The 17,899-nt window shown below is 49.6% G+C and carries 17 protein-coding genes; 8 read left to right on the top strand and 9 right to left on the bottom strand.

Annotation, left to right across the window (positions count from 1 at the left end; all coding sequences use genetic code 11):
- Nucleotides 1–3 precede the first annotated feature (3 nt).
- From pseG to pseB, 6 genes are all read right to left on the bottom strand, one after another.
- Nucleotides 4–1,479: a UDP-2,4-diacetamido-2,4,6-trideoxy-beta-L-altropyranose hydrolase gene (pseG, locus tag Q1A04_RS03190; protein ID WP_299701109.1), complete on the bottom strand. Its 1,476-nt coding sequence runs from the start codon at nt 1,477–1,479 to the stop codon at nt 4–6.
- A gap of 1 nt (nt 1,480) precedes the next feature.
- Nucleotides 1,481–2,290: a glycosyltransferase family protein gene (locus Q1A04_RS03185; RefSeq protein ID WP_299701107.1), complete on the bottom strand. Its 810-nt coding sequence runs from the start codon at nt 2,288–2,290 to the stop codon at nt 1,481–1,483.
- The gene (locus Q1A04_RS03180) at nt 2,284–3,072 is read right to left on the bottom strand and encodes an SDR family oxidoreductase (RefSeq protein ID WP_299701105.1); all 789 of its coding nucleotides are present in this window, start codon (nt 3,070–3,072) and stop codon (nt 2,284–2,286) included. The genes Q1A04_RS03185 and Q1A04_RS03180 overlap by 7 nt, the downstream gene beginning before the upstream one ends.
- Entirely contained in the window at nt 3,069–3,956 is an 888-nt protein-coding gene (locus tag Q1A04_RS03175; protein ID WP_299701102.1) for an aldo/keto reductase, read from the bottom strand. Before Q1A04_RS03175 ends, Q1A04_RS03180 begins: the two co-directional genes overlap by 4 nt.
- Entirely contained in the window at nt 3,953–5,152 is a 1,200-nt protein-coding gene (pseC, locus tag Q1A04_RS03170; protein ID WP_299701099.1) for a UDP-4-amino-4,6-dideoxy-N-acetyl-beta-L-altrosamine transaminase, read from the bottom strand. Before pseC ends, Q1A04_RS03175 begins: the two co-directional genes overlap by 4 nt.
- A gap of 87 nt (nt 5,153–5,239) precedes the next feature.
- Nucleotides 5,240–6,259, bottom strand: coding sequence for a UDP-N-acetylglucosamine 4,6-dehydratase (inverting) (pseB, locus tag Q1A04_RS03165; protein WP_299701096.1), 1,020 nt, complete (start codon nt 6,257–6,259; stop codon nt 5,240–5,242).
- A 224-nt stretch (nt 6,260–6,483) separates the two neighbouring features.
- On the opposite strand from pseB, the gene Q1A04_RS03160 reads away from it, so the two are divergent.
- The 4 genes from Q1A04_RS03160 to Q1A04_RS03145 all read left to right on the top strand — a co-directional run bounded on the left by Q1A04_RS03160 (nt 6,484) and on the right by Q1A04_RS03145 (nt 10,878).
- Nucleotides 6,484–7,581, top strand: a complete 1,098-nt coding sequence (locus tag Q1A04_RS03160) for a glycosyltransferase family 61 protein (RefSeq protein WP_299701094.1) — start codon at nt 6,484–6,486, stop codon at nt 7,579–7,581.
- Nucleotides 7,582–7,701: 120 nt separating this feature from the next.
- The gene (locus tag Q1A04_RS03155; protein WP_299701092.1) at nt 7,702–8,343 is read left to right on the top strand and encodes a hypothetical protein; all 642 of its coding nucleotides are present in this window, start codon (nt 7,702–7,704) and stop codon (nt 8,341–8,343) included.
- A 52-nt stretch (nt 8,344–8,395) separates the two neighbouring features.
- Nucleotides 8,396–8,866, top strand: a complete 471-nt coding sequence (locus Q1A04_RS03150; RefSeq protein ID WP_299701089.1) for a hypothetical protein — start codon at nt 8,396–8,398, stop codon at nt 8,864–8,866.
- 611 nt (nt 8,867–9,477) lie between these two features.
- Nucleotides 9,478–10,878 carry a DUF4932 domain-containing protein gene (locus Q1A04_RS03145; RefSeq protein ID WP_299701087.1) on the top strand — a complete coding sequence of 467 codons (1,401 nt, stop codon included), beginning with the start codon at nt 9,478–9,480 and terminating at the stop codon, nt 10,876–10,878.
- 27 nt (nt 10,879–10,905) lie between these two features.
- Here the strand turns inward: Q1A04_RS03145 and Q1A04_RS03140 are convergent, their stop codons facing one another.
- Nucleotides 10,906–12,240, bottom strand: a complete 1,335-nt coding sequence (locus Q1A04_RS03140; protein WP_299701085.1) for a glycosyltransferase family 4 protein — start codon at nt 12,238–12,240, stop codon at nt 10,906–10,908.
- 241 nt (nt 12,241–12,481) lie between these two features.
- Between Q1A04_RS03140 and ffh the strand changes: the two genes are divergently transcribed.
- A complete protein-coding gene (gene ffh, locus Q1A04_RS03135; protein WP_299701083.1) occupies nt 12,482–13,822 on the top strand; it encodes a signal recognition particle protein in 1,341 nt (446 codons plus the stop codon).
- A gap of 56 nt (nt 13,823–13,878) precedes the next feature.
- On the opposite strand, the gene Q1A04_RS03130 is transcribed toward ffh, so the two are convergent.
- Entirely contained in the window at nt 13,879–14,355 is a 477-nt protein-coding gene (locus tag Q1A04_RS03130; protein WP_299701081.1) for a nucleoside deaminase, read from the bottom strand.
- Between the two features lie 466 nt (nt 14,356–14,821).
- Between Q1A04_RS03130 and Q1A04_RS03125 the strand changes: the two genes are divergently transcribed.
- Both Q1A04_RS03125 and Q1A04_RS03120 read left to right on the top strand, forming a co-directional pair.
- On the top strand, nt 14,822–15,427 hold the full coding sequence (locus Q1A04_RS03125) for a hypothetical protein (protein WP_299701079.1): 606 nt from the start codon (nt 14,822–14,824) through the stop codon (nt 15,425–15,427).
- Nucleotides 15,428–15,483: 56 nt separating this feature from the next.
- The gene (locus Q1A04_RS03120; RefSeq protein WP_299701076.1) at nt 15,484–16,377 is read left to right on the top strand and encodes a PhzF family phenazine biosynthesis protein; all 894 of its coding nucleotides are present in this window, start codon (nt 15,484–15,486) and stop codon (nt 16,375–16,377) included.
- Here Q1A04_RS03120 and Q1A04_RS03115 read toward each other — a convergent pair.
- Nucleotides 16,374–16,940, bottom strand: coding sequence for a DinB family protein (locus tag Q1A04_RS03115; RefSeq protein ID WP_299701073.1), 567 nt, complete (start codon nt 16,938–16,940; stop codon nt 16,374–16,376). The two genes, Q1A04_RS03120 and Q1A04_RS03115, sit on opposite strands and share 4 nt — an antisense overlap.
- Nucleotides 16,941–17,147: 207 nt before the next feature.
- Between Q1A04_RS03115 and Q1A04_RS03110 the strand changes: the two genes are divergently transcribed.
- Complete coding sequence (locus Q1A04_RS03110; protein ID WP_299701071.1) at nt 17,148–17,867, top strand: class I SAM-dependent methyltransferase; 720 nt, start codon at nt 17,148–17,150, stop codon at nt 17,865–17,867.
- Nucleotides 17,868–17,899 lie beyond the last annotated feature (32 nt).

The raw sequence follows: 17,899 nt of genomic DNA, 5'->3' as shown, positions 1-17,899 counted from the left end.
TTTCTATTGCCGCTCCAACACAAAGCGCATTGCCTGTGGGTGCTGCTGATCGGCTTCGCCATTGGCGAAACCTGCTTTTTCAAAAGACCGGATTGAGGCCTTGTGCTGTTGCTGTACTAGACCATCGATCTTGGTTACTTCGGGGCGCTCCCGTAATAATTTCTGAACACCCTTCTGCAGTACGGTGTGCCCTAGTCCTTTTCCTCGGAAATCAGCGCCGATTAAATAGCTAATGGTTGCCTTGTTGTCGCTTATGTCGAAGCGAATTTGGGCGGCCGGTAAACTGTCAATTTCAGCAATATAAATGCTAGTAGCAGGGTTGTCAAGTTTGGTCTGAAACCACTTGGTGTGCTCCTCAAGCGAAATGGGTTTCGGGTTAAAAGAATGTTGTCTCACCTCTGGGTCATTGGCCCATTCAAACAGCAATTGGAGGTCGGCTATGGTGGCTTTCCGAAGCTTCATGTCGGCCATCAAGCTAAGTTTCTGAAATAGCTGTAGAAGCCTTATGTCGCTTTTACCATCGAAGTGTAATCGTTGCGCTGCTACCTGTTCGTTAAACATCTCTTCGCTTATGTCTGCTTTAAGTGTCTTGTGCAGCGCAGCATAATCCGTAGCTATACCTTGTGAGATAAGGAAACTATGAATGCCCGCTTGGTTGTCAGCAGTCTGTTTTACGAAAAGCAGACCACCCACAGCGGCGTATTCATAGGATATCCCGCTAGCAGAGGTAACGGCCGCCTGACATTTAACCATGAGCCGGCGCATGCTTTCTGCAGACAGGTCACGGTGGAGCTTAATTTCCTTATGCTCTTTTACATATTGCTTGAGCTCATTCAAGTAGGTATAGGCGCTTCCCACCACTACTTCCAAATGCTTCACCGAAGGTATACCCTGTAGCAATTTAACTGCCTGCAAAGTATGATTATCTGGATCAGCACCACCCATACAAACCAGCACACGTAACTCATCCGCAGGTATAGTACGGGAAGCCTTAGCGGCTTTCAGGAAGGCAGGACGGAGCATTGCATAGTGTGGGCCGAGGGCTAACTGAGTATAGGGAGCAGTTTCGTACGCTTCTGGCAGTACGCCACCTGCTTGGTTAATCACCGCGTCGGCCACAAATGGGTAGGCGTGGATATCATCAACGCAAATTAGTGCGGCACCGCGTGACTTGATGTTCTGCTGGTACTCAGTTCTGAAATTGTAGCCGTCCAGCACCACAATCTCCTCTTCCGAAATATAGGCGTCTAGTTCGTGTTTGAACCGCTCCTCAGAGGCATCTGCCGGGGGCAGCAGAATGATGCCATGGCAAACTTCGCGGATGCGCTCCTGCAGGGCTTGGTCCGGTGACTGGATGGCGAACACGCACTCAAACTCCTTGCGCAGCATGTGCACCAGTGCCAATGAGCGCGTGACGTGCCCCAGCCCGATGCGGCTGTTGCCGTCTGCCCTGAAAATAATGCGTGTTTTCTTCTCCATACTATTGCAGTTTTAAAAGCGCTCTGGTAAATCCTACGTCCTGCAGCAATTTCTTGGCCTCCGTCATCTCCTCTTCTTCGGTTACAAAAACCTGCCGTTGCGAATTTGCGGCGTTGATCTCCCGCAGCCAAGGATTCTCCTGCAGCAGTTCGCTAATCGCATTGTGCGTGACCGGCCGGCCCGGTTTCCAGAGCCGTTCAAAAAGCATAGCGGCCAGCGCGTAGTCGGTAGGGTAGTCTACGGTAAGGCGCAGCTGACTGATGGCAGAGTCGCAGTGAATTGTTCGGATATTGAAACCGGCCTCTCTTCTGATGAAGGGCGTCACATGCTCCCGGTCGGCGGTTGCCGTGGCCTGAATGGCGGCTTTTTCCAAGGCTTGTCTCGTGAACACCTCGACGTTGGTGCCGAGGGGGAGGCCTGTGGTAATGATATAATCTGAGTTAGTCTGTTGTAACTGCTCCACCGCCCGGTCGATTGTCTCCGGCATCACGAAAGGGTTGTCGCCGGTGAGCCGCACGATCACATCCAGTTCATAGCTGTGCGCCGTCTGCCGGAAGCGCTCCAGCACATCATCGGCCGACCCGCGCAGACAGGGAATTTCCATTTCGCTGCAGAAAGCCTTGATGGCATCATCGGCGCTGCGAGTCGTGGTGGCAATGATTGTTTGGTGCAATGACTGGGCGGAACATGCGTTGGCCACCACATGCTCCAGCAGGGAGGGGCCGCCGCTGAAGGGCAGGGGCAGCAGGGCCTTGCCCGGCAGTCGCTCCGAACCGAGGCGCACCTGTATGATGGCGCCGACCTTCACCATGCCGTCCAGCCTCCGTCCAGTACCATGTTCTGGCCCGTCATAAAGGCCGAGGCGTCCGAAGCCAAGTATACGAAGGCTCCTTTCAAATCCTCCGGTTTTCCGATGCGACCCAGCGGGTTCTTCTTTTTGAGCTGCTCGACAAACACCTCGTTTTGTTGCACCTGCTCGCTCGGGAACGGACCCGGGGTGACGGCGTTGACGGTGATGCCATACTTGCCCAGATAACAAGCAAAGTAGCGCGTCAGCTGCAGCACACCCGCCTTGGCGGCCCCGTAGTGCGGCGGATTCAGGAAGGCGGGGCTCTCGTCGTAGATGCTGAAATCGGGGGAGACCATGCCGTACATAGACGACACGTTGATGATGCGTCCGCCGTTCTGCTTCAGATAGGGAATCACCTCCCGGATGCAGCGGTACACGCTGTTGAGGTTGCCGTCGATGCCGTAAGCCCATTCCTCGTCCGTGAGCAGCTCCGGCTGCTGGCCCTTTGAGTAAAAAGCGTTGTTCACCAATATGTTGAGCCTACCCTGTTCGCGCTGCACCTGCTCAAAGGCCGCCACAACGGTCTTCGTGTCGGAGATGTCGCAATAGACAAAGGCGAGGTCAAGATCGGTATGTTTGCTAAAGGCCTCCTTGAATTTGGCTTCGCTTCGCCCCAGTACATAGACCGTGGCACCGGCTTCGGCCAACCCCAAGCTGATGGCGGTGCCCAAGTGGCCGTAGCCGCCTGTGACGAGGGCCACCTTGCCGGTGAGGGAAAATAGATCGGTCAGACTTCTGCTCATGCGGGCCACTTGTAGGGTAAGAGTATATGCTCGTTTTCTTCTTTCAATTCTAACAGTTCGGTAAAGAGGGCCTCAGTCAAAACTGTGTCGCTGAAGCTGATGTTCTCCCGCAGGGTTTGCAGGCTCTCCACACCGATTACCACTTGGGAAATATAGGGATTTGACAGCGCAAAACCCAGACAAACCGCCCCTATCGGGAGTTGGTAAGTTTTGGCCAGTTGCTGCAACCGCTCCAGTTTGGGTGCTGCCTCCTGCAGGTGTGGCGGCAGGTTGCTTGACTGCATAAAATACAGCCCCTGCAGGTATACCGAGCGAATGTGTGTCTCAATACCCCGGCTTCTCAATTCAGGCAGCAGCTCCTCAAAGCGCCTGTCGAAGACACTGTAGGGGAACTGCACCAGATCGATCGGTGCCTCTAGCCGCAAAAGTTCCTCCGCCTCCGCCGGATGGTAGAGCGATATTCCGATCTTCTTCACTTGGCCGGAGGATTTGAGCTCTCGTAGCTCGTCAAGCACAGCAGGTTTGCCACCGTAAGTCGCATAACTGTGCAGTAGGTAGCCGTAGAGCTTGTCCACATGCAGTCGTTGCAGTGACTCCCGGAACGCCTGCGTGATGCTTTTATCCGGTTGGTTGGGTGGATACTTGGAAATAATGCGGTACTGGTCTGGCAGGGTGCTCAGGACTTCGCCCAAGCACTGCTCGCTGCTGCCGTAGGCCGCTGCCGTATCCAAGGTGAGTATACCTGCTGTTGCCGCTTCTGAAAGTATCGCTGCCACCTCTTGCTGCGGAACTTGTCCGCGCTGGTTACTGATGCCGTAGTCGAGCCCGAACTGGGCGGTGCCGAGTATGAGCCGGCCTGTATTTTTGAAAGGGGCAGCCTTCACCTTTGTACGAACTCCTTCACCCTCTCAATCACGAATCGCTGCTCCTCCTCCGAAAGGGTCGGGTACATAGGCAGGCTCAGGCAGCGCCCGTAGTAGTCCTCGGCCTCCGGGAAGTCGCCCTTCTTGTAGCCCAGTTCGCGGTAGTAGGGCATGGTGTGCGCCGGGATGTAGTGCACCTGCGCAAAAATTTGGTGCTCCCGAAGGAAGTCATAAAGCCCCTTGCGGTCCTCTACTTGAATGACGTATAGATGGTAGGCGTGACCCGTCTCCCCTGATTCAGTCAAAGCCGCAGAGTTAGTGCCCAGCACCTCTATACCCTCAGTGCCTGCAAACGCCTCGTCGTATACCCGCGCGATCTCTTTTCTTCTCGCCATGCCCTCGTCTGCTCTGGCCAGCTGGCTGATGCCCAGCGCGCAGAGCATGTCGGGGATGCGGTAGTTGTAGCCCAGCGCCTGCATCTCCATGTACCAGCCGCCGTGGTGCTCTTCCAGCAGGTCCGGATCGCGGGTGATGCCGTGGGTGCGGTAGAGCAGGAGCATTTTGTAGAGTTCCTCGTCGTTGGTGGTCACCATGCCGCCCTCGCTTGTGGCGATGTGCTTGACGGGGTGGAAGGAGAAGATGGCCAGTTCGGCGTAGCGTCCGTTGCCGCAGTGCTGTTTGTCGCCTTTACTGTCAATGAAGAAGCCGCCGGGCGAGTGGGCCGCGTCCTCGATGATCCACAGCCCATGCTCGTCGGCCAGTGCGCGCAGCTCCTCCAAGTTCACCGGGTTGCCGGCGAAGTCAACCGGGATGATGCCGTCGTAGTGGCCCCTGCACTGGGTCTCCACCATCTGGCGCAGTTTCTTTATATCGATCAGGCCTGTTTCAGGGTCGATGTCGCAGAACGCCACCTCGCCGCCGCAGTAGCGCACACAGTTGGCCGAGGCCACGAATGTGATGGGGGTAGTGATTACGCGCGAGCCCTCTTTCACGCCCAGCGCCATGGCGCTCAGGTGCAGGGCGGCCGTGCCGTTGCTCACAGCCACGGCGTACTTGGCACCCACGTATGCTGCGAAGGCCTGCTCAAACTCGGCAACCTTCGGCCCCTGCGTCAGGAAGTCCGATTGCAGCGTCTCCACCACCGCCTGTATGTCGGCCTCCGTGATGTGCTGACGACCGTAAGGGATGGGAGTTCTGAGTTTTGAGTTCTGAGTCACGAGTTGTTTTTAATGATGAATGAGTAATGAATAATGATGAATTAAATAGATGAATACGATTAAAAATTAATCATTCGTCATTCATCATTATTCATTAAAATTTGGGTCCACGTGCTGGCGGATTTGCGCGCGGAGCTGCTCTACGCTGAGCCATTCGGTGTTGGTGCCGGAGTTGTATTTGAAGCCCAGTTCTACCATTTTGCCATTGTGCGCTTTCATGAAATCCTCGACTGTCCAAAGTGGGGTAGAAGGTACAATGACGTAGTACTTGTCTAGCTCAACGGTGCTCAGGGAATCAGTTTCGGTGATCATTTCTTCGTGCAGTTTCTCGCCCGGACGTATACCTACCACTTCCTGCTTGCAGTTCGGACCAATGGCCTCTGCCAGATCGGTAATCACGTAAGAAGGAATCTTTGGTACGAAAATCTCGCCGCCCCAATGGTGCTCCAGCGCATGGAAAACCAGTTCCACACCTTCTTCCAGCGAAATATTGAAACGGGTCATTTCCGGGTGGGTGATCGGCAACACGCCTTCTTTACGTTTCTTCAAAAAGAATGGCACCACAGAACCACGGGAGCCAATCACATTACCATAACGCACCACCGAGAACTTGATATCGCGCTTGCCTTTCATGTTGTTGGCGGCAACAAATAACTTGTCGGAGCACAGTTTGGTGGCGCCGTACAGGTTGATCGGAGCAGCGGCTTTGTCGGTAGAGAGCGCTACTACGTGTTTCACGCCTGTGTCAAGGGCCGCGTTGATGATGTTCTCAGCACCTAAGACGTTGGTCTTGATACACTCCATCGGGTTATACTCGGCGGCAGGCACCTGTTTCATGGCGGCGGCGTGCACAATGATGTCGATGCCCTCGCAGGCGCGCTTAAAGCGGTCACCGTCGCGCACGTCTCCTATAAAGTAACGAACAGAGTTGTATTTGCTGTGCGGAAAAACCTGCGACATTTCGAACTGCTTGAGTTCGTCGCGGGAGTAGATCACCACACGCTTCACGTCCGGAAAGCGAGCGTATACCATCTCCACGAACTTTTTTCCGAACGAGCCTGTGCCGCCCGTTACGAGTATAGACTTATTGTTAAGGTCTAATGCCATGCTAAATTTTTGCTTTAAACTGGGGCACGGAATCTGTAACCCGTGCCAAGCTGCAAGATAAATATTTAATTGCTCAATGTTAATTGATAAATTGTTGAATGGTTAAATTGTTGATGGCTAATATTGAGATGAAGTTCTTAATTTGCATGACTACAAGGTGAGCAGGGTGTAGGCTGTCTAGCGCAAATGCTTCGTTTCCCAAATCCAAATTCCAAAACTTCTACATGTTAAAAAAGGCTTTTTTTGGCGTACTCCATGCCTTAGGTTACTACTCCCGCTATACCTCGGTGCTGCACCATCCCAGTAAGCAGTTGCTATCCCCCGGCTTTGTGGTGCAATTTGATGAAACGGAGAAGGCTTTTCTGGAGGATTCGGCACGCAGCTTTAACTACGCGATCGACTATAGTTTGGGCTACCGCCAGAAAGAGCAATACTTGATACAACTGCAGGAGGTGGAGGTGCTTGGTAACTCCGGTGCCGTGGTGCTGGACGGGAAAGTAGTGGTGGAATCGGTGGGAGAGGTGAGTCGACTGGCGAAGTCCGACGCTTTTAAGGAGGTATCGCTGCTGCTGCCGAAGCAGAAAAGGGGGCTGTATACATCAGTGCTGCACCTGCCATGGGCAGATCAAAACAATTACCACTGGTTTTTCGATTGTTTGCCGCGGCTATACCTTGTGCTTGAGCATATGCAAGAGCCGATCAAGATCATTATGCGCCTGGACATGGCCCCTTACCAACTCGAAACACTGGCCTTTGTGGTCAAGGAGTATCCGCAGGCAGAGATTGTCTACATCGGGAAGCATGAAAAATGGCAGGTGGAGGAATTTGCACTGCCTTCTTTTCTGGCCAACACGCAAAGCGGCTATCTGCCTCGCAATGTGGCTGACTGGCTGCGACACAAGGTATGGCAGGGCTATGGCGTGCAACCAAATAAGCCGAAAAGACGCATTTACATCAGCCGAGCTAAAGCTAAAACCCGCCGTGTTCTGAATGAGCAGGAGCTTCTACCATTGCTTGAGAGGCACAGTTTTGAAGTCGTGCGAGCTGAGGAGCTGACTTACCAACAGCAGGTGCAGCTCTTTTATGAGGCCGAAGTCGTTGTGGCCCCACACGGCGCTGGCTTAACCAACCTGCTTTTCTCGGAGCAGTGTCAAGTACTTGAGTTTCATCCGGCCAATCTGATTAAAACGCATTACTTTTTGCTATGCAAAGCGCTTGGCTTCAGGTATAGCGCTGTGGTCGGTTCGACAGGTGATAAACAGGAAAATTATGCCGTGCCAGTGTTGGAAGTAGAAACGTGGTTGAGAGGTATAGGGGCTTAAGGATATTTGGTTAAATTGAGTTATAAAGACTGGGAGTCAGGTATAGACAACCTCCACACATTGTGCAGATAAGCCGAATTTACTCCCGTTTAGCTACGAGTTGACGGTAATATCGAATTAATGAAAAAAGCATTCTCCATTGTTTTTATACTACTGTTCTTTGGGGTTAAGGGAAATGCTGACTCTCCTCCCTCTTGGAATCCATATAAAGTAGAATCTGAAAATGGGGACTTTTTCTCTTGGGTGCTTTTTGGCGACAATGATACCACTAAGTTACCTTGGGAGCGGAAGTGGGCTTTAATTGTCTACACAAAAGATAGTACTGAGCTTTGGCAACAGCAAATAAGACCCATAGGGTATCCAGAAGGAAAACTGTCCAATGACGGTATGTACTTCTCCTATGTTAACTACTGGTACTATTCTGATTCTCCCATAGTGGAAGTATACAGAAGAGAAAAAAAGCCAATCGCAATAACAGGTGATAAGTTTGACATACCCACGCAATATCTTCAACAGACTTCATCCCACCAATTATGGTTAGCAGACAAAGGGTACCATTACGCAAATGGAGCCGAGCAGCGGCTAATTATTAACACAAGGGACTCTAATACTTGGTTAGTAGATTTGGAAACAGGAGAAATGAATGTTGAAGGTGTGAACATGAATTATGTTTATGCCTTTCTAGCTTCATCCATAATCATTACTTTGTTGTATATTTTATTTAGGAAAAGAAGTAGAATTACTTCCGCCAACAAAACCTAAACCACACCAAGGCGTGCTTTAGCCCAGCCGTTATGCTTACTGTGAATCAAGAATGAAAAAAGCTGTATTGCTTACTCAACTTTATCTACTGCTTACGCTTGTTCTGTTTTCGTGTGAATCAACAGAAAAAGCAGAAGTGAGTGTGCCTTCTACAGAAGTTGAGAAGAAGCAATTAGCTGCAAGTGCCGACACATCAGAATCATATTTATGCCCTGTTGAAATACCTTGCTATCAATTAACTGACGACAGTGTAAAGTCTCTTCATCTTCAAAAAAATTATCATGGCTTAGTAGTTCTGAAAGCAGAGTATGATAGGGAAAGCCTAAAGTTCAACAAGTATGAAATTATGGTGGCAAAACTCCGTTCTAAAAGTACCGAAGAACCTTTTACCATGCTCGAAAAGGATTTAACTCAACTTATGCCAGTTCTGATAAAGCACGTTAAATACATTCAATTAAAAAGAAATAATCAAGAAGGCTGTACAGAACCATCATTGTTCTATCTGCCAATCAGAATAGAATAAAAACCACTTGTCATAACCCTGCACAGGCACATACTCGGCTACGCCTCGCTCACCTTATGTACTAACCGTTGCCCTACATCTATCACCTTAACACTAACTCATAAAACAACTATACCTTGCCCCGATAAATAAGCGACAGTGTATTTTATTTGTAAAACACTGTAAGAGATAGCAATTGGGCTAAAGCTTTACAGTCAACGGCTTCAATGCTTTTGCCAAGTGCTGCGTCAGTGGCCTTTTCACAAACTGACATTAGTTGATGGCCTGTCCTGACATGGAGGTTTTTAAAGACGTGAAGAAGGCCATCGAGTATCCAGAAGCAAGAAGGAAATAAAGTATCAATAGGTATTCCTTTCTGGTCTTTCATGAAATTTCAAAAAACAATAATCCTTAGCGATTCTCTTTTTAGCCTTAAGTCGGGAAATTCAAGCGACCTACATTTTACCTCTAATTAAAGCCTATTAGAACTATCAACTAATTCCCCTCACTAATATTTTGTAGCCCTACAGAAATATTTTAAGATTTACCTGCATATTTGCACCCTGAAATTCTTTGATAGCCTAGTGTAGACAAACTCGCTGCCAAATATCCTTAAGTTAAGTACCATCTTTATGAAAAAGCTTCTTTTATTTATTTTCACTTTATCACTTTGCAGCAACCTGTTTGCGCAAGATGCCAAAATGCGCATAACTGTAAAGGTTCCAAATGCCGAGGACGAGGTATACATCGTTGGTAATCAAAAAGCACTCGGACACTGGAACCCCGGAGCAGTGAAGTTGGAAAAGACAGCAGAGCACGAGCGGAGCATCGCTGTTGAAGTTACTTATCCGGTCGAGTTTAAATTCACGAAGGGCAGCTGGGCAAGCGAGGGATACACCGGGGATAAGTTTGAAAACCCAAACATCGTCATTACGGAACCGACTGAGCAGGCCGCTTACGAGGTACTGGGTTGGTATGACGATAACAGACGTTCTTTTACGGAGCATTACATCCGGGCAAATAAAGGTAAGTATAGTTTTGAAGTGCCAGAAGTACAGGAACTTATGCATATCGTGATGGCCCTGACGCCAACCGGTAAGGCTGATACTAACATGGTGAATCACGAAGGCGAGTATTACCAAAAAGTAATGCAGACCTTCAAGGCATTTGAGTCGGACCCGTTAGTGCTACAAATAGAGGAGCGCCTGAGCCAGAATAGTTACGGTGACTACGCTACTCTTAAAATGGATGCTTGCGGCTTTTACTTCGATGGCGATAAAATAGAGCAAGACAGCGTGTACGATAAACTGAGCTGGGGAGGCGTTAACAAGATTGAACCCCTTGTGGCCGAGCTTGAGCGCTTCGCCAAAGCCAGCAACTTCCAGAACTTCTACCGTAGCAATCAGCCATACTACTCACAGCTCATTCAGGAAATGGAGGCAGCTATACCTATCCAAAAACAGTGGGTTTGGCTCGAAAAGAATTTCGACAGCAAGTACGACCACTACCGCATCACATTCTCGCCGCTAGTAAACGGGTCGCATTCTACCAACCGCTTCATGCAGGCAGGTTTCAATCAGACCGTTATGTTTATCCGCGGACCTATTACAGATCCGCAATACAAGAAGACTGTACGCAATGGTCTGATGGAACTGATGGTTTTCACGGAGATTGACCACAATTACGTAAACCCTCTTTCGGACCGGTACATGGACGAGATTAAAACTGCCTTGCCAAATCTGAAAGCATGGGCTACGGCAGAAGCAATAGGCTATTATCCGAATGAGTACGCTGTATTCAATGAGTACATGACATGGGCGGTATACTCGCTTTATGCAAAGGAGAAATTCAAGAAGAAGGATTTTGACGCGATTAATGACCATATCGAGAAAATGATGGTGGAGCGGCGCGGATTTGTGAAGTATAAGGAGTTTAACAGAGAGTTGCTGGCACAGTATAAGAAAAAGGGCAAAGGCCAAGGTATAGAAGCACTATATCCAAGTATGCTCGCTTGGGTGCGCAACCATCAATAAGGAAGAACACGCAGGTATAGCTTTTTGCTATACCTGTGCTTTTATTACAATTCTATTTATAACCTTAGCCAATTGCTCCGTCAGCGCCCTTCTCGAAAACTGCGAGTGGTTGATGTAAGGCAGGTCCAAGTTAGGATTGAGCTTCCAAGCTTTACTCATCAAAGACAGGTGATCCAACATAAGGTCGTAAGCCGTGTAGTGGAACAGGCGACCGGCGCCGCACTCGTCAATAATGCGGTCGGTGTCGGAGTGCACAGGGCCCAGACAGATGATAGGTTTATTGGAGGCAAGGTACTCAAACAGTTTGCCTGGCACGTTGGAGTACATGCTTGGCACATCCGCAATGGCCATAAAGAGCGCGGTGCTCTCCATTAGGTATTTAATGGCCTCTTTATGCGGTACATGCGCAACGTATTCCGTTATACCTTCCAACCCGGCATTGTTGATGCGTTGTTTCACACCTTCAGATACCTTTCCCACAAAGCGCAGCTTATACCTGATGTCGGTATGGATTGACTTCATTTGCGCAATCACCTTCAGAAAAACATCAATATTGTAGTTCTCGGTGATTGTCCCCGTATAGGTGATTAAAAACTCGTCTTGTGGTGGTACTGAGTCATACACAAAGTCATCCTCATCGTATCCGTTCGGGATCACATGGATCTTGTCCGGATTGATGCGCACCGGCTTGTTCATGAACAAACGCTTGGTATCCTCGCTGGTCACGATCACAGCGTCGGCCTGCTCCAGCACTTGCAGCTCATACTTCTTGTCGATGCGTTTAGCGATCGGGGTGTGGTAGAGTTGGTCGTAATAGTGTATGTTCGTCCAAGGGTCACGCAGGTCGGCCACCCACGGTAGCTTATATTTCTCTTTCAGTTTCAGACCGATCAATTGGGTAGAGTGGGGCGGACTTGTCGTCAGGATCGTCTGATACTGTCCGGCCTGCAGCAGTTCCTCAGCTTTTTTGAGCGCATACTTGTTCCAGCCTACCCGGGCATCCGGTATAAATAGGTTGCCGCGCACAAACTTAAACACCTTGTTCAGAAAACCGGTCTTAGCTTCTTCATTCGCAAAACCGCTGTAAGGAATCTCTTTCTTGCCCGAAAGTTTCTTGTAATACTCAAAAGGCTCAGAAGTAGCAGTTCGGTATACCTTTATACCTTCGGGCACTTCGTTAGCAAAGGAATGGTCGAGCACCGGATAAGAAGCCTGTTTCTCATCCACGGTAAGCACACCCGGTTGCACGCCGAATTGCGGCAGGTACTTACAAAACTTAAGCCCACGCTGCACACCCGGCCCACCCGACGGCGGCCAGTAATAGGAAATGTATAGTAAGTTCGTCTGGTCGGTTTGTTTCAAAGCAATAAAAGAGATAGCTGGTCAAATATATAAATAATCGTGTCTAGTTCTGCGTAATGAATCTCGAATTATGAGTTTAGCTGTTCTAACGGCTCCACCTGACACGCTGTACCTGATACGGAAACGTCCATCATCCCGATACCATAGATTTGTTTACTGATAACTGTTTACTGTTAACTGTAAATTGTAGCAACTATTCCTGATATTCCTTAGTTTTGTAGGTAAATCCAGAATTAGAGAGATGTTTGATAATTTAAGTAATAAACTAGACCGCGCCTTTAAAACCCTTAAAGGGCAGGGAAGCATCACCGAGATCAACGTAGCTGCCACTATCAAAGAGGTACGCCGTGCCTTGGTGGACGCCGACGTAAACTATAAAGTAGCCAAAACGGTAACCGATAAGATCAAAGACGAGGCCATGGGCCGCGACGTTCTTATCTCCGTGTCGCCGGGCCAGTTGATGGTGAAGATCGTGTACGAGGAACTGACCGAGTTGATGGGTGGCGAGAAGCAGGACATCAACATCAAAGGTGATCCGGCTATCATCCTGATCGCTGGTCTGCAGGGTTCTGGTAAAACCACTTTTACGGGCAAGCTGGCCAACCACATCAAGAAGCAGGGCCGCAATGTGCTGGTAGCTGCCTGCGACGTGTACCGTCCGGCTGCGATCAACCAGCTGCAGGTGCTGGCCGAGCAGGTGGGGGTAGAGGCCTATACCGAACTGGAAAACAAGAATCCGGTTCAGATTGCCCTTAACGCCATCGAGCATGCCAAAAAGACAAACAAGAAAGTAGTAATCATCGATACCGCCGGTCGTTTGGCCGTGGACGAGGCGATGATGAAAGAAATAGCCGAGATCAAGGCGGCCGTGAAGCCAACCGAGACCCTGTTTGTGGTAGACTCCATGACCGGTCAGGATGCGGTGAACACAGCCAAGACCTTTAACGAGCGGATCAACTTCGACGGCGTTGTATTGACCAAGCTCGACGGTGACTCCCGTGGTGGTGCGGCCCTTTCCATCCGTGCGGTAGTGGAGAAGCCGATCAAGTTCATCTCGACTGGTGAGAAAATGGAGGCACTCGACCTGTTCTACCCGGATCGTATGGCCCAGCGTATTCTCGGCATGGGTGACGTGATCTCCCTCGTGGAGCGTGCGCAGCAGGCTTTCGACGAGGACGAGGCAAAGCGCATCAACAAGAAGATCCGCAAAAACCAGTTCAACTTCGACGACTTCCTGACCCAGCTCGAGCAGATCAAAAAAATGGGTGATATCAAGGACCTAGTAGGTATGATCCCGGGCGTTGGCAAAGCATTGAAGGATGTAGAGATTGACGAGGGTGCTTTCAAGCCGATCGAAGCCATTATCAAATCGATGACACCACAGGAGCGTGAGAATCCTGATATGATTAGCGGCAGCCGCCGTGCCCGTATCGCAAAGGGCTCTGGAACGGATATCACGCAGGTGAACAACCTGATGAAGCAGTTCAACGACATGCGCAAAATGATGCGCTCCATGAACAAGATGGCCGGTACCAAAGGCGGTATGGCCAACCTTGCCAAGATGATGGGCGGACGTCGCTAAGCATTTCCATAACATAAGCAAAAAGGCTGAGCAGGTATATGCTCAGCCTTTTTGCGTTAATAGACTTTTTTATCCTCCTTCTCAGCCCAGCGCCTGAAGGCCTCCTGCGCTTCCTCCCGTAGCAGCTGCACCATGGGTATAAACCGGTCAGGTGCGTCTTTGTCTAGCTCATCATAAATGAACTGGTCGTCGAACCCTGCCTCTGCCGCGTCGGTTTTGGTGTTGGCGTAATATACCTTGCGGGGGCGGGCCCAATAGATGGCACCCAGACACATAGGGCAGGGCTCGCAACTGGTATAGAGTTCGCAGTCTGTAAGCTGGAAATTGCCCAAGGCCTGACAGGCTTTGCGGATGGCGTCTACCTCTGCGTGGGCGGTAGGGTCGTTGGTGGCCAGCACGTTGTTGTAGCCACGGGCAATGATCTCGCCGTTTCGTACCACCACTGCACCAAAGGGGCCCCCGAAACCAGCTTCCATTTTCTCCACCGAAAGCTTAATTGCCTCCCGCATGAAGTTTTCTTGTTCTTGTGTCATAGCGTATCGTTCAAAACCAACATACGCATGAGAGGTAGATCAGGATAGGGCAATGGCACAAGAATTGCCTTTTGACCCTTATCGGAAAACAGAGATGAAATTGAGGGATTTACCTATCCTAAAGCTGCAGATATAAGTATATATAACAGCAATAGCTTACACTACACTTGTGCCCTATTCACGCATACTCGTAGTGCAAGCTATACTAGCTGTTGCGCTGTGCTGTTCATACACAGCCTATGATTTAAATTTCAAATATTTACTTATGTAAGTATAGGTTTTATTATTTGTATTTTGACGTTTTGTTTGAATGTAAATACGGTGCGTTTTAAGTATAGGTTATTGAAAGACTTTATACTTATTAATTATTTAAAAATGGATTGTCGCTTTTGGAAGTGGCTGAAAACGAAAGATTAATAAAAGGATAGTTATGAGGTATACTAAATCATTTTTGGGCTTTTCCCAGATGAAAAGCTTGTTTGTACGCGGTGTGGGTTTTGTATTATTCCTTAGCTTGATGATGGGCGCCTGTACGGCCACACGCGAGCAGGAAATAGAGGGCGATGTGAATGAATTCCGCTCTTGGGTAAACGCACAGACCAACAAGCTCGAGGAGCGAACGGAGGAGGATTGGAAGAATACCAAGGCAGACTTCCAGCGCCGTACCGAAGAGCTGGATCAAAAACAGGAGCGCTTCTCGGACAAACTCAAATCAGATTATCAGCAAATTAAAGAGGATTTCAAAGCGCGTGAGCGGGAACGAGATCGGCTTTCTAATCGAAATGAGCGATTAGACCAATGGGAGCGCGACCTGTTGGGGCAGTATGCCAATGGCGCATCCATCAGTGCTGGCAACATACAGATGGCTTACAGCACCTTTTTAGAAAATGTGCGGGCGCGACACCGCACTTGGGAAAAAGATGATTGGGAGATGGCTGAGCTTGTACTGGAAGAACTTAACCAGCGCAAAGAGGCTTTTGATGGCATGGCTGATGAAGCCGAGGTGCGCATCAAGGCGATGCAAATGGAATTTGCCGCCCTAAAAGCCGGTGAAGCCCCTCAGGAAGAGTAGGACTCGAGAAATAACATGCTTATTTTTACATCCATAAAAGAACCTTTGAACTGCCTATGACTAACCCTGAAGCGTTAATACCAGAATTATACCTTGTGAAAGCCTTTACTGACCAACCCAACGGGGGTAATACAGCTGGCGTGGTGCTGTATGCAGACAAGCTTTCTCACGAACGTCGCCAGAAAATAGCGGCCATGCTGGGGCTTTCGGAAACGGCTTTTGTATCGGCATCTGACATAGGCGATGTGAAAGTAGAATTCTACACACCCGTTAAGCAGATTCCGCATTGCGGCCATGCCACGGTGGCAACTTTTAGCCTGCTTTGGCAGAAAGGACTGCTGACGAATGGCAAAGCAGTTAAAGAGTCTATAGAAGGGCCGCGGGAGGTTAGTTTCGAGAACAATAAGGTATACCAGAGTCAGTTGCCGCCGCAGTATACGCCCATTGATACGGCTGGCATAACCCCGCTCGCAATTATCAGCTCGCTGGGGCTTCCCGACGATTTCATTTTTGAACATGCCCCGGTTATTGCCAGCACAGGAGTTCCCTTTCTGATGGTACAAGTACCAGATGCCGCGATGCTGCATCGTTTACAACCGGATCAGGAAATGATTAAGCGCATGTCAGAAAAGGCCGGACTAGTAGGGTTCTATGTCTTCACTACCGATACCGTTGAGGCTGATGCTACCACACGCATGTTTGCGCCCAGCTATGGCATCGCCGAAGAGTCCGCCACCGGTATGGCGGCGGGTCCCTTGGCCTGTTATCTCCACGACTTCTTAGGGCAGCACAAGCCTGTGTTCCTTATACATCAGGGCTATCTCATGCGGCACCCTTCACCTAGCCAGCTTGAAGTACAGCTTAACTTAGATGAGCAAGGTAAAATCAACGGCCTGCGCACTGGCGGGGCCGGACTAGTAATCAGACAGATGGAACTGGGTGATTTTTAATTACCCAGCCATTGTTGGCGAAGTCGTGCTATCTGGCGTGCGTGGTGGTTAAAATGATCCTGTAAAAAGGTTAAGGTCTGCGGCATGGTCAGCATACCGGCATAGGGGTGACGGAAAATGCACTTGTCCAGCATGTCCTGCGGTAGTTCGGTCAGGTTATCTTCCAACTGGTAGCGGGCGGCATCCCACTGGTTTCTTAGCGAGGGGAGCGCGGCTTGGGCCGGCACCTGCGCTACCGCCGCGGGCGCTTTAAACTTCATGTTGGTATTCAGCGCTACACGTAGTATAAGCGAACGAACTACGTGGGCTAGACCAGCTGTCTCAAGCGACTCTTCCCGCATTTTGCGCTGCAGATAACTGTTGGTGAGTTGCTCAGACTGAATCAGATGGGCAATGGTTTGGTTAATGGACCACTTGCCCTCAGCGGCGGGACGATTCAATAATTCCTCATCCAGCCCTTCCAGTTCATCCAGAAGTCTGTTGCGGGATTCTTCCAATTTTAAATAGCGGGCCTCCAGATAGGGGTTCATAAATTGGATGTGACTGTAGAGCGTTGTGTTCATAGGTAAACGTATGGTTTGGTCGGTATCGTGTGGCTAAACTACATAATATTTCTATAAATGCAACCAATGGATAATGTTTTTTAATAGTAAACAGCTGAAAATAAGCAAAGTAACTGTTTATTAGTTAAAATATATAATTAGATAAGTTCAAATTGTATTTTACTTAAATCTGGAATATCACTTTATTTGCGCAAAATATAACGAGCGATGAATTATACGAATGACCCCGTTGGAACTGCCATTCAAGACTACCTACAAGGCAACAAGGAGGCAAAGATTGTAGTGGAGAGTAACTTAACCGAAGATGATGTGATAGCAGTGGACTACTTGTTCCGCACCAGTGAAGAGATGCCCGAGTTGGAACTGCTGGCTTTGCAGGAATGCAGGGGACGGGTGCTGGATGTGGGCGCCGGAGCGGGTTGTCACAGTCTGGCATTGCAGGAGCAGGGACTGGACGTGACGGCGCTTGATATTTCGGCAGGCGCTGTGGAGGCAATGAAACTGCAAGGTATACGCCACGTGCTGCAGCAAAATGTGTTTGAGCTGAATGCAGGGGACTACGATACCCTGTTGCTGCTCATGAACGGTATCGGCATCGCTGGCGACCTTGCTGGGCTTGAACGCTTTCTGGAACATGCCAAAAAGCTGCTGCGGCCGGGTGGGCAGATCTTGCTCGAGTCGTCTGACATTCTGTATATGTTCGAAGAGGAGGACGGTTCCGTGCTTTTAGATCTGAATGCGGGCTATTACGGGGAGGTGTTTTACAACATGCGCTACAAAGCGCAGGAGACAGGCGAGTTCAAGTGGCTTTTCATAGACCCGGCCATACTCGAGGACTATGCCACTGCGCATGGCTATACCTTTGAGCAACTGTATGAAGGGGAGTACGGTAACTACCTCGCCCGCCTTGTGGTGCAACCTGCTTAGCTCTTAATATACCTGCTTTAAGTTAAATCCTG

The organism is uncultured Pontibacter sp., from assembly GCF_947499215.1.
GTDB lineage: Bacteria > Bacteroidota > Bacteroidia > Cytophagales > Hymenobacteraceae > Pontibacter.
The sequence above is the reverse complement of the archived record's forward strand: the minus strand, read 5'-3'. Positions and strand labels throughout refer to the sequence as shown.